The 13,354-nt window shown below is 33.5% G+C and carries 8 protein-coding genes; 6 read left to right on the top strand and 2 right to left on the bottom strand.

Annotated features, from left to right (window positions below):
* The first annotated feature begins 18 nt into the window (after positions 1-18).
* Positions 19-186, top strand: a complete 168-nt coding sequence (locus OQ292_RS30985) for a DUF1328 family protein (protein ID WP_284688000.1) — start codon at positions 19-21, stop codon at positions 184-186.
* A gap of 285 nt (positions 187-471) precedes the next feature.
* On the opposite strand, the gene OQ292_RS30980 is transcribed toward OQ292_RS30985, so the two are convergent.
* Entirely contained in the window at positions 472-1,758 is a 1,287-nt protein-coding gene (locus tag OQ292_RS30980) for a carboxypeptidase-like regulatory domain-containing protein (protein ID WP_284687999.1), read from the bottom strand.
* Positions 1,759-2,040: 282 nt separating this feature from the next.
* On the opposite strand from OQ292_RS30980, the gene OQ292_RS30975 reads away from it, so the two are divergent.
* The 5 genes from OQ292_RS30975 to OQ292_RS30955 all read left to right on the top strand — a co-directional run bounded on the left by OQ292_RS30975 (position 2,041) and on the right by OQ292_RS30955 (position 9,564).
* Complete coding sequence (locus OQ292_RS30975; protein WP_284687998.1) at positions 2,041-2,370, top strand: hypothetical protein; 330 nt, start codon at positions 2,041-2,043, stop codon at positions 2,368-2,370.
* 140 nt (positions 2,371-2,510) lie between these two features.
* A complete protein-coding gene (locus OQ292_RS30970) occupies positions 2,511-3,140 on the top strand; it encodes an RNA polymerase sigma factor (RefSeq protein WP_284687997.1) in 630 nt (209 codons plus the stop codon).
* A 225-nt stretch (positions 3,141-3,365) separates the two neighbouring features.
* A complete protein-coding gene (locus OQ292_RS30965) occupies positions 3,366-4,340 on the top strand; it encodes a FecR family protein (RefSeq protein WP_284687996.1) in 975 nt (324 codons plus the stop codon).
* Between the two features lie 81 nt (positions 4,341-4,421).
* Positions 4,422-7,745, top strand: a complete 3,324-nt coding sequence (locus OQ292_RS30960) for a SusC/RagA family TonB-linked outer membrane protein (RefSeq protein WP_284687995.1) — start codon at positions 4,422-4,424, stop codon at positions 7,743-7,745.
* A gap of 43 nt (positions 7,746-7,788) precedes the next feature.
* Positions 7,789-9,564 carry a RagB/SusD family nutrient uptake outer membrane protein gene (locus OQ292_RS30955; RefSeq protein ID WP_284687994.1) on the top strand — a complete coding sequence of 592 codons (1,776 nt, stop codon included), beginning with the start codon at positions 7,789-7,791 and terminating at the stop codon, positions 9,562-9,564.
* 67 nt (positions 9,565-9,631) lie between these two features.
* On the opposite strand, the gene OQ292_RS30950 is transcribed toward OQ292_RS30955, so the two are convergent.
* Entirely contained in the window at positions 9,632-12,754 is a 3,123-nt protein-coding gene (locus tag OQ292_RS30950) for a PAS domain S-box protein (protein ID WP_284687993.1), read from the bottom strand.
* Positions 12,755-13,354: the final 600 nt, after the last annotated feature.

Here is a 13,354-nt window from a genome sequence, read left to right as displayed (position 1 = left end):
CACAAAAACTTAAAAACCATGTTACGTTGGACAATAGTATTTTTCGTAGTAGCCATAATTGCAGCAATTTTAGGATTCGGTGGTATAGCCGCAGGTGCAGCTTCAATAGCTAAAATTTTATTCTTTGTATTTCTGGTAGTATTTGTAATCTCTCTATTAATGGGACTCACCAGAAAACGACTATAAGCCATAACACTTAAATAACAACTGAACCAAATAAACAACCACGAATAACTAACACAGTATCAAACGCAATATAATAAACCAAATAATCAACAACCATAAATAGATTCATGCAAACAGCAAAGAGATAATTGATATTTAACTAGGTTATCCTTGCTAAAAAAATTCGATACAGTTCGAATAGAAGATAGATTTAAAATCTAAGTATAAAAATATAAGATAGATAAACTAAGCGGTAAGTATTTGTAAATGGGAAAAGCCACTTCAATTTGAGGTGGCTTTTTTATATTATTCTACTACTTTAAAAATTCCTCTTTGATCTTCGCTGGCAGAAATTAAAGTCCAACCTGTATCGGAGTTTTTATCATCTTTACTAGCAAATACTCTCCATCTGTAAGTTTTTCCAGTTTCTAAAGCTGCTATTGAGGCACTACCATCTGCATTGTATTTTACAGATAACTGGCTCGATGGAATCACTACATTTTTTGAAGGAAGTTCGTCTGCAGTTGCACCAAAACCTCCCCAAACTACATTGCCATTCATATCGCTCACTTCTATCACATAATCAGAAGTACTTGAGTAGGCAGTCCACTCGAAAGTTGGCGTAGTGGTATTAATTTCAATAGGAGTTAAATCATCACTTGTATTAGTAATTGTATTTACCTCTACAGTATTGGTAATATCAAAAGTGAGCTCCACTGCATCGTCATTAAAAGTAACTTCTGTTTCACCAAACTTGGCAATTCTGTCTGGGTCCATTACCCTTGAATCATTTTCGAAGGTAGCTCTGGCGATAAACGTTCCAGAAGGTACATTGCTAATCTCAAATGATTGACTGCTCGAAAATGTATTTAATCCGGGAATAGCTTGTTTTGTAATCGGATGAACTAAAGCAATATCTACATCTTTATTTGAAGCAGATAAGTTTCTTATTGTACCATTAAATACACCAGCACTTCCACTTTGCATACTAATATTATTATCAGCAGACTCGGTGTTTGATGTAACAGTAACATTAATACTAGTTGAAGCATAACCTTTAATCCAAGCATCTGCCTGATAGCTACCTGCTTCCACATTAAAAATTGAGAATTCACCAGATTCGTTGCTATAAGCCGAGAAAGCTGTTTCTCCTGAAATTACAGTTACCAAAGCACCTGCAATCGCATTTCCACCTTCTTTTACTGTACCTGATATCCAACCATTGCTTGTACCTTCAATAGCAAGCATTTCATACTCTAATGATTTTGTTGCCCCAGCTGTAATTTCGAATGGAAGTGGAGACATACTCAATGGAGGAATATCTTGGTAACCTTGTTTGTTTAACCTGAGATAGTACGACCCTTCATTCAATTCTAAAGTAAAATTGCCATCTGCATCTGTTTCTAGTGTTTCAATAGGCTCGTTGGTGTCGGCATCAAACACAGTGATTAATACTTCTGCCAAGCCAATTGTTGTACTTAGCTCTAGTACATTACCTTCAGCATAACCTGTTGTATCGGTTTCATCATCTTTGTTGCACGAGCTAATGATAAATGTTAAAAAGAGAAATAATAGAAATATTGGATTCCGCATATAAGTTTTAATTTTTTATATGCTTAACGTTTGTTTACATGTCGGAAGATGTTTCAAAGAGTCTTTTTCGATGTATAAACATCTATTGCAATTTAAATTAAAATGTCATTTTTGAAAGAAAAGCCTGATTTTATCATTTGAGTAAGTTCACCATTTTTTGGAGAGTTTGATATAGATAAAATTATTAAAATTTAGAAGAATTTTGCCATTATGTCTATAAATGCAATAATATTTTAGTACAAATTGAATTTTAAAATAAACTAAATTTTAACAAAAAGACTCATGGCAGAAATTAAAGGAATTGAAGGTTTAACCACAGAGCAAATAAACAAGGAATTGCAAAGAGGGGCGAAGTTCGTCGTTTTTCAGTACTGTATTTCACTTATTGTAGTCACTTTTAAAAGAGGGAGTGATATTTATTTTATTAGAGAAGGAGAGTCTGCGGTTGGCAAGGGTATTGGATATACTTTGTTAACTTTTTTTGTAGGTTGGTGGGGAATACCATGGGGGCCGATTTACACTATAGGTTCTTTGTATACAAACTTAAGTGGTGGTAAAGATGTAACTCAAGAAGTTTTAAATGCATCTCATCAGAGTGCACAGCACGTATAATAAGTATTATATCGATTAAGCCTCTTTAGCATTTTTAAGATGTTAAAGAGGCTTTTTTATTTTATCAGGTTTTAAAATCAGAATTAACAAGTAGATACAAAAACTTAGCTTTTACTTCATTTTTCCTTAACCTTTCATGCTTGGGTGCTATTCTTTTTTTACAGTACTTTGGCCACATGTTATATGCAAATCATAAAGACTTTAATAACTCTAGCGATCAAGAACTTTTTGATCTGATAAAGAGAGGTGACCAGCAAGCGTTTAATGAGCTTTTTAATCGCTATTGGAAGAGTCTTTATGCATTTTCTTTCAGTACTTTTCAAGATAGCAACTTATCTGAAGATGCCACCCAAGAGGTTTTTACTAGTTTGTGGGAGAAGCGCCAAAAACTAGTTGTACAGAATATAAGAGCATATTTATTTCAGGCAGTAAAGTTTCAGATTGCGGCGAGTATTAGAAAATCAAGATTTACCGATCTGCACATAAAAACCATCGATAAGATCAACTACATAAGAGATGTAGAGGAACAGATGAATTATCAGGAACTGGATAAGAAGCTAGAAAATACTTTGCAAGAATTACCAGAGAGATGTAGACAAATATTTTATATGAGTCGCTTTGAGCATTTGAGTAATCAGGAGATAGCAGACAAATTGAATATTTCTAAAAGAACAGTAGAAAATCAAATTAGCAGAGCGCTTCAAAAAGTAAGCAGTGCAATCGAAACCTCTTATTTTATCTTTTTACTGGTTTACTACTTCGTAAAATAACACGAATCTTACTATTGGACATATAAAGGTGAGTTGGACATGTGTTCGATTCACCTTTTTTATTACTCTTTCATGTAGTGATAAAACTAGTTAAAGTTACCAGATCTTTATCCAAATGTTTTAAGATTATGAACTGTATTAACAGTTTATTAAATCAACTAAAATTTGACTTTTGAGTGTGTGAGTTTTTGTCCCTTCGCGATACATACCCACAAAAGAAAGATTATGACCAAAGAAGAGTTTTTCAACCTTGCTGACAAATATGCCGAAGGGACAGCTTCAAAAGAAGAGATTTCTTTTTTTGAAGAATTTCTAGAGCGGATGCATGAACATCAGCAAAGTTGGAATTTAGAGGCAGATGAGAAAATTCGATTAAGGATACTTCAAAAAATAAATAAAAGTATACACAAGCCTCAAACTAATTATAAAGCTTACAAAGGAATTAGAGTGGGAGCTATTGCTGCTTCTGTATTGGTTTTAATCTTTGCAGGTCTTTTTGTTTATAATCTTAATAAACCTGTAAAGCCTGTAAAAAAGCTCGTAGAGTTAAAGGTAAAAAAAACAGAAAGAGGTCAAAAAAGCATCATTTACCTGAGTGATGGAACAACTATAAAATTAAATGCTGAAAGTGAATTGATCTACTCAAGTTTTGCAGGACAAGATGTAAGAGAAGTTGAGTTAAAAGGAGAAGCATTTTTTGATGTAGCCAGAGATACTTTACATCCTTTTATAGTAAAAACAGGCAATGTAAAAACGCAAGTGTTAGGTACTTCTTTCAACATAAACAGTTATGCAGAAAATAAAGATTTGAAAGTAACTGTAGCCACGGGCAAAGTACAAGTTAGTGATACTTTAAATAACCAGTCAGTTTTACTGACACCAAACGAGCAAGCAAGTTTCAATTTTGAATCGGAAGCACTCACAAAAAGAACAGTTGATTTACAGGAATACATTTCTTGGAAAGATCACATCATATATTTTAATAAAGTAACCATAAATGAAGCTGTTGCCATTTTAGAGAAATGGTATGGAGTAACAATTCAGCTTGAAAATAAAGCCATTGGTGACTGCATAATTAGCGGTAAATACAGCAACGATAACCTAAAGAATATTCTTGATGGCATTAAGTACATCAAAAATATAGATTACGAATTCAAGTCCGGCCAGACAATCATATTAAAAGGAAAATCATGTAATTAAAAACCTATGTAAAAAAATTACTAAAGACCTTTATTCAACGAAAAATCACGATCCTAATAGTTTTCAAATAAGAACTTAATTATGAAGAAAAGTTTAATAAAACTTTTGATGCGAGCATCAAAACAGCTATTCTATGTCTTTCTCGCACAGATTCTATGTTTAAATCTGTTGTTTGCGGCGCCAACTTCTGGGCAAAGTGTAAAAGATATTTATATCTCAGTTACTGCTAATCGTGTAACACTTTTGCAGTTATTCAATCAAATAGAAAACAAGACTTCTTTCACATTTATGTATGATGAAAAAGTTTTGGGTAATACAGAATCGTTCTCTATTTACGATGATAGCATCAGTGTAGCAGATTTGCTATTACACATTGCAGAAAAAACTGGTTTGCGCTTTAAGCAAATTAATGAAAACATATTTGTTACTCGCAAAGAAACTAAGGTTGCAGAACCAATAGAAAACTTCTTAGAGATTACTATTACTGGTAAAGTAATAGATGCTGAAACTGGAGAGCCACTAATTGGAGCCAGCGTAGTGGTAAAAAATACAAGAGTTGGTGGCATTACAGATGTAAATGGTAAATTTTCTTTAAACATTCCCGATAATGCTGAAGCGCTTGTAGTTAGCTATGTAGGTTATGAGGCTAAAGAAGTAGCAATTGGCAACCAAACCAGTTTCGAAATTACATTGGCTACAGATGTATCTGATTTAGATGAAATTGTAATTATCGGATATGGTGACCAAACAAAAGCAGATGTTACAGGTTCGGTTACTCAGATTACCGAAAAGGAATTCCGTCAGGGTATTAACACTTCGCCAGATAACTTATTACAAGGTAAAGTAGCAGGTGTGAGAGTAGTGCCAACGAGTGGTGAGCCAGGTGCAGGAATTAATGTAACCATTCGTGGTGTAGGTTCTATTCGTAATGGTAGTACTCCACTTTTCGTGGTAGATGGCGTGCCTTTATCAAACGAAGATGCTAGCCCTACTGGTAGCGATGTTGGCTTCGGTTCTTCTGCTGCTAAAAACCCATTAAACTTTTTAAATACCAGCGATATTGAGTCTATCAACGTATTAAAAGATGCTTCTGCAACAGCTATTTATGGAGCAAGAGGTTCTAATGGTGTGGTAATTATTACCACCAAAAAAGGGTCGAAAGGAAAAGCTACTTTAGGTTTAGATAGTTATGTTGGTTTCTCTAATCTTTCTAATAAACTAGATGTATTAAGTGCAGATGAATACAGAGAAGCTCTAGGTACAAATACAGATTACGATCACGGTGGAAGTACAGATTGGCAAGATGTAATTTTTAGAAATGCAGTAACATATAACAATGCGTTGTCATTCTCAAAACAGACTGATTCTGGTAATTACTATGTTTCATTGTCTAATATGGATCAAGAAGGTATCGTAGAGAATAGTAAATTAGAGCGTATTACTGGTCGAATAAATGCTACAGAAACTTTTCTTGACGATGAGAGACTAAAAGTAGATTTACATTTAACAGCAAGTGAAACTAAAGATTTTGCTGTTCCAACTAGCGATGACGGTGGATCGAACGGTCAGTTAATTGTTCATACATTAATGGCTAACCCAACACAAAATGTATTTGATGCAAACGGTGACTATACTAACTTCAATTTAAATGCACATTATAACCCTGCTTACTTACTAGATATCTACGAAGATCAAACTCGTACTTTAAGAGTTTTGGGTAACATCCAAACTTCTTTCCGTATCTTCGATGGTTTAGAATATAGGTTTAATGCCGGTTTAGATAGATCAATTGCTGAAAGAAACATTACGATTTATCCGAACATTACCGACCTGAACCAAACAGGTATGTATGTGCAAAATAACATTGAGTCTAAAAGTTCATTAATCGAACACTACCTTACTTACAATGCAGATTTTGGCTCACACGATATCACAGTTTTAGGTGGTTTCTCTTATCAGAAATTTGAAAACTCAGGTACATCTTTTTCAACTACCAATTTAGCAGATAAAGAAGATGGAGTTTCTCCAATGAATAACCCGGGCTTTGCAGGAACACAAAATGGCTTACCATCTGGTTCTGCTCAAGTAAATGAGTTACAGTCTTACTTCGGTCGTGTAAACTATTCTTTCGCAGGAAAATATCTTTTAACAGCATCAATGAGAGCTGATGGTTCAACACGTTTTGGTGAAAACAACAAGTATGGTTACTTCCCATCTTTTGCTGCAGGTTGGAATATTTCAGAAGAGAATTTCTTAGCGGGAACAACTAGTTGGTTAGACGATTTGAAATTGCGTGGTAGTTGGGGACAAACTGGTAACCAAGAAGTACAAAACAAAATTACTCAGGCTAGTTATTCATTAACCGGAGCAGATGGTTACTATTTGTACGACGACTTGTCTTTAGTAAATGGTTTATCAGTTTCTAGAACTCCAAACCCAGATTTAAAATGGGAGGTTTCTACTCAGTTTGATTTTGGTATAGATTTCAGTTTGTGGAGCGGTAAACTTTACGGTACAGTAGATTATTTCAGCAAAACTACTACAGATGCCATCTTAAATGTAACAGCAGAAACTTTGAGCCCAACCACCAACGTGTGGATTAACATGGATGGAGAAATTGTAAACAAAGGTATCGAGTTTATGATTGGTTCTCAACTAGTACAAACAGAGAAATTCTCTTGGTCTGCCGATTTTAATGGAGCTACGTTAGACAACGAAATTAAAAACCTTCCAGTAACTGCGATTTACTCAGGCTCAATTTCTGGTCCTGGTCAGTCTGGTGTGTTGGCTAACATTTATACAAATGGATATGCGGCAGGTTCTTTCTACTTGTTAGAGCATGATGGTTATGATGAAAATGGTTATGATGTATTGAAAGACAACAATGGTGATGGAGCAATTACTAGTGATGATAGAGTAATTATTGAAGGTGCAATTCCTACATTCTCTTATGGTTTAAATACAAACTTAAACTACGGAGCATTCGATTTATCACTTTCTTTCATTGGCCAAGCAGGTGGTTATTTGGTTAACAACACTAACCTAAATGCTTTAAACATCAACAACCTAAGCTCAGACAGAAACGTGGCTACTGCTTATTACGAAGATGGTGCAAATTCAGCTAACTCTCCTCAGTTATCTACTTTGTATCTTGAGAAATCAGATTTTTTCAGATTAAACTCTGCGAGATTAGGTTACACCATCAATACTTCTAAAGTGAATTGGTTGAGTAGTGCTAATGTATATGTTACTGGTCAAAACTTATTCACCATTACTAAATATACAGGATTCGATCCATTAGTAAACAGTCCTAAATCTTCTGGTGGTAACCAGTCTTTGGGTATCGATTATCCACGCTACCCAACAGCTCGCACCATCATCTTAGGTGTATCTCTAAAAATATAACTCAAACTCTAGTACATATAAAGGATTTTGAAAGAATATAATTATGAAATTTAAATATAACAGAAGCCTACTTTACACACTTACCACTACGGTACTTCTTATGTTTACACAATGTACCGATTTGGAAGAAGAAGTACTCGACGAAGTACTTGGAGGTGAATCAGCTAATATTGAGAGTACTCTTGCTGCAGCTTACGATCGTTTGGGTGATGGTACTTTTGTAAACAATACCGATGTACTTGCTTTACAAGAATATACAACTGATGTTGCTTTGTTACCTACTCGTGGTAGCGACTGGGGAGATGGTGGAAAACACAGAGAAATGCACGAATTTACTTGGACACCATCAAGCTCAAACGTAGCTTCAAGCTGGGATAAATTGACAAATGGAATTACTAGATCATTAACTGCGGTAAAAACAATTAGCGAAAGTGATGATGCGCAAAGAGACATGTATTTAGCAGAAGCTAAAGTGTTATTAGATTTTTATATCTACACTACATTAGATTTATATGCACAAGCTCCTTACCGTGATCCATTGGTAGAAGATGCTCCTTTAGAAATAAGAACGGCTCCAGAAGCTATTGATGAGTTAATCGAAGAAGTAGAATCTTTACTACCAGACTTATCAGCCTTTGGCCAAAACTCTACACATACTGGTAGATTTACAAGAGAAGCTGCTTATGCATTTTTAGCTGAGATGTACTTAAATCGTGCAGTTTTAAAAGACAGATACAATGCTTCATCGGCTTTCGATTTTACAGAAACTTCTGTAGATGGTACATCTACTGATATGGATAAAGTAATTGAGTACACTACAAAAATTATCGATAGTGGTGCATTTCAATTAGAGAGCAATTATTTCCATAACTTTGATATCGATAATTCAGGTGCTTCTGAGCATATCTTTGCGGTTGTTCAAAAAGTAGATTACATCCGTAATGGCGATAACGATTTAGGTTATGTACACCAGGCAAGAAACCAACGTCCATCTCCAAATACGCGTGGTACTAATGCTTCTTGTACTACACCAGAGTTTTTTGCTACTTGGGATAACAACCGAGAAGACCCAAGATTCAGCAGAAAATATCAATATTCTGATGGCACATGGTTTATGAATGATGGAACAACCGGAAGTGTACCTGCCGAAGATTTTGTGCCAAATTCAGATAACGATGTATGGTTCCACTTTAACAGAGGTTTATTACATGGCCAACAGTATGGACCAAAATTGGGTGAAGATGGTGATTTTATTATGACAACTGACGGAAGAATTGAGGTTTTCCAATTATACATGGAGAAAAGTGCAGAAACTCCAATGGATTTCACTCCAGAACTCGATTTTGATAATCCTTACGAAACTATTTTTGCTCAGAACCAAATAAATAGAGGTGTACGTATTTTCAAATTTGAACACGATCCTGAAAATGGAAATGGTTCAAGTAATGTAGATATTCCGATTTACAGATTAGGTGGTATCTACACCATGCGTGCTGAAGCTTACTTCCGTAAAGGTGAAACTACTTCTGCATTAAACGACATCAACGCATTGAGAATTAGCCGTACTCGTGAAGAGCTTTATGGCAGTGTTGCAGGAACACCAATTAACTCTTTAGATGAAACTACCTTATATAATGAGATCGGGTTCGAATTATACTGGGAGTTAAAAGACCGTCCAAAGGCAATTCGTTTTGGTAGATATGATGAAGCCTACACTGGTAAAGCTGCAACTGACCCATTACGTAGAGTATTTCCTATTCCTCAATCAGCGATTGATGTAACAGAAGAGCTTACTCAAAATTACGGTTACGATCAATAAGAATTTTTTCTGATTAATAATTAATATAAGCCGCTTCAAATTATTTTGTAGCGGCTTTCTTCTTTCTTTAATTATCTTGAATTAATGTAAAGTAAAAAGTAGTGCCTTTTCCTTCTTCTGATTCTAACCAGATTCTTCCACCTAAACTTTCTACAATCTTTTTTACAATAGATAAACCGATACCTGTTCCGGAGTATTCTTCTCTGTTGTGTAATCGCTGAAATATCTGGAAGATTTTGTCAAAATACTCTTTAGATATTCCCAATCCATTGTCTTCTACAGCGAACTCCCAACCAGCTTTGGTTTTTGTACTGCTAATATTAATAACTGGGCGAGTATCTTCTCGATGATATTTAATAGCATTGCTAATTAGATTTTGGAAAAGCAAGGTTAATGGAGACCTGTAACTTTTTAAAGTAGGTAATTTACTATAATTTATTTGAGTGCTACTTTCATTAATACTTTTCCTAAAAAGTGATTTTACATCATCTAATAAATCATTAAGATCAATATCTTCTAGTTCGTCTTCTGTTCTACCTACTCGGGAGTAATCCAATAAATCTAGAATAATTCGCCGCATGCGTTTGCCTCCATCTACAGCAAAATCAATGTATTTTAGTCCTTTTTCATCTAATACATTTTTATACTTTCTTTCTAGTTGGCTAAGAAAGCTAGTAATCATTCGTAGAGGTTCTTGCAAATCGTGCGAAGCGATATAGGCAAATTGCTCGAGTTCTTCGTTTGAGCGAGTGAGTTCTAGAGCTTGTTGTTTAAGCTCGTTATTGAGTTTTTTTAGTGATGCTTCGTATTCTTTATGATGTGTAATATCCGTCATCGCACCAACCATTCTAATTGCTTTACCATTAACATTTCTAATTACCATACCACGATCTCTAACATAAGCATAGTTGCCATCAGATTTCAAATAGCGATATTCCTGATTAAACAGTTTAAGTGCAGAATCTTCTAAAAGTTCTTCCACCTCTGTTACTATTTGAGTAATATCTTCGGGATGTATATATTTAATCCATTCTTCAAATGAAGTGGTTGTATTATGGAAATTATATCCGAATAGGTTTTTAAATCCTTTACCCCAGTAAACAGTATTTGCAGCCAAATCCCAATCCCAGATAGCATCATTAGTAGCATCAGCAATGTTTTCGAATCGTTCATTACTAATTTTTAACCTGTCTTCGTAAGATTTTCTTTCGGTTATTTCTTTAAAAAAGATGGCTAAACCATTCTCATATGGATAGGCACTTACTTCGTACCATTTATTTGTTTCTTGTAGACAGTATTCAAAATGCTTTGCTTGTAGATTAGCAACTGCATCATTATATATGTTAAAAATATCTTTTTTTGCATTTTCATCGAACTGATCCCAAAAATAGGCATTAATTAATTCTCCTTTTTTAATGCCAGCCAGTTCCTCAGCTTTATTATTCCAAAAAGTAATTCGCCAATCATGATCGAGCATTATAAAGCCTTCGTCTATATTTTCTAAAATAAAAGCCCTGTTTTTATATGCTTCAAGTTTATCAATTTCAGCAATTTTTCTTTCATTAATATCTTGAATACTTCCAGAGAGTCGCACACAAACACCATCTATAAACTCAGATTTACCTATTATTTTAATCCATTTTTCGTTACCTACAAAAGTGATAATTTTTGCTTCTATGTTCCATGAAGTCTCAGCTTTCATAGACTCTTGCAGATATCCTAAAACTTGTTCGTATGCTTCTCCTTCTTGATAAAACTGAGTGATAGATTGTACATTAACCTCGTAATCGAAAGGCAATTCATGAATCTTACGAACCATATTAGACCAATAAACTTCGCCTAATTTAAGGTTATACTCCCAAGTGCCTATGTGTGTAAGAAGAAGAACTTCATCTAATAATTTATTGAGCTTTTTCTTTTCGGTAATATCTCTAGCTACACAAAACAAATGTTCGTTTTGCAAAATAGGTATCGATGTCCACGAAAGCCAGATCGTTTTTCCAGATTTTGATATGTACCTGTTTTCGAAATAGTAAGTTTTAGCTCCTCTATTTAGCTTTATCATTTCTTGCTGAGTGCTTTCTATATCGTCAGGATGTATTAAGTCAATAAATGGAATTTCGAGTAACTCTTCTCTACTGTATTCTAAAATAGCAGTTGCTGCTGAGTTTATTCTTTTAAAATAGCCATCGAAACCAGTGATACAAATTATTTCTTCAACATTATTATATATTTCATACAGTTCAGATTCTATACTGTTTCTTTGAATTCGTGTACCCAGAAAAGTACTATAATTATAGAAAAGTAGATCGTAAAAGCGGCGTGTTCTTATGGGTTGGTTAGTGGCTAAAATTAAAGCTCCAGTTACTTGGTTTGTACCAGAATCTATTATAGGTAAAGTAAAAATAGCTTCGTGTTCATTCGTATTCTTTATATATTTTCCGAGCGAAATTTTATCGTTACAGAATATAGTTTTATTCTCTAGCCATATTAGTCCAGGAATACCTATTCCTTTTTTTAAACTCGTTTTATTAAATTCATCAAGATATATTAATTTGCTACTATTAGTTTCTGTTAGCTGTGTATAGAAATTTATTTCGGTTCTATCATCATTAATAAGCCAGTATTCAGAATGTTGAAACCCTCCAATTTTATTAATAATAGATAATGTATTTTTGAGCACTTTTTTTAATGGCTCTTTACCATTAAGTGCATTAGATAACTGTAAAAATAGTTTTTGGTGAAATTCTTTATATATTATTTCCGTAACATCTCGAAAGGTAAGAAGCAATAACTTTTGGTTATCAGAATCATTTAAGTTGATGGGCTTAACTTTAGTTTTACAATAAAACTCATCTTTGTTTTTATGATAAAAGACTGTTGTAATTTCACATTTTTCAAGATTAATAATTGCTTGATCTAGCTCTTTAAAACTATTGGCATCAGTCTTTAATCCTTTTAAAAACGGTAAACATTTACCTTCCACTTGATGAATTGTATATCCTGTTAATTTTTGAAATGCATCATTTAAGAAAACAATCTTATAAGACTGATTCGTCATGTTAACAGAAATAAGAACAACAGCATCTTCGATTTGAGAAGCAAGGCATTCAAAAAGTAAGTTTTCGGAATGAGAAAAATTTGACATCAATTTTTCCGATTCTACAGCAGAAAGTTTTTTTTGACTCATGCTATTTTATTTTAAAGATTATTATTTAACTACTTCTTGAATCACCTAATATCTTTAATAATACTATAAATATTAATAACTTAATATGAATCTACAAGTTAAAAATCAACTTCTGCAACAAGAAGCTTTACAGTGAAAGGTTGATAGAAATAGAAGGAACTTCAGTAAATTGTTATTCTTAATAAAATTATCTTACATTTTTTTTCTAAATAATAGTTTGTAAAATCTATAAGATAATAAGTTTTGAGATTGATGGACAAAATGTTCTTTTTTTTTGAAAAAACAGATCATTTGAGATATCAAGGCTAATATAAATCCCAGAAATATGCATTCTATAAAGCTGTATTCTTTCTTTTTATTAGTTTGGAAGATTGTAAACTTCACGAAAAACTTACATCAACCTTTAATTTTTGTAGCATCCAATAAATAGGTATGTGAATATACAAACTATTACTAGTTATAAAATTTTAAACCAGCAATCAATAATAGTTATGTGATAATTATCATTAATTGAGCTTGTATTTTTATATAAAATATTGGTTTTGTTCAAAAAAAACAGCTCAAATCCTTTCTATAATTAGCTGAAGGTTGAAGTAATTA

This window comes from Chondrinema litorale (assembly GCF_026250525.1).
Taxonomy (GTDB): Bacteria; Bacteroidota; Bacteroidia; order Cytophagales; family Flammeovirgaceae; genus Chondrinema; species Chondrinema litorale.
The sequence above is the reverse complement of the archived record's forward strand: the minus strand, read 5'-3'. Positions and strand labels throughout refer to the sequence as shown.